We start from the raw sequence: 255 nt of genomic DNA on the forward strand, positions 1-255 counted from the left end.
GAGACAGCGCCCAAGTCGTTACGCCATTCGTGCGGGTCAGAATTTACCTGACAAGGAATTTCGCTACCTTAGGACCGTTATAGTTACGGCCGCCGTTTACTGGGGCTTCGGTTCACAGCTTCGGATTGCTCCTAACCGCTCCCCTTAACCTTCCAGCACCGGGCAGGCGTCAGCCCGTATACTTCGCCTTACGGCTTCGCACAGACCTGTGTTTTTGCTAAACAGTCGCTTGGGCCTTTTCACTGCGGCCCCCTC

At 56.1% G+C, this 255-nt stretch carries 1 rRNA gene; it reads right to left on the reverse strand.

Annotated elements, in window-relative coordinates:
* Positions 1 to 255: ribosomal RNA gene (locus M3636_RS29290) — 23S ribosomal RNA — on the reverse strand; the annotation flags it as partial.

Origin of the sequence: Paenibacillus sp. MER 99-2, assembly GCF_023714095.1 — a bacterium.
Classification (GTDB): Bacteria; Bacillota; Bacilli; order Paenibacillales; family Paenibacillaceae; genus Paenibacillus.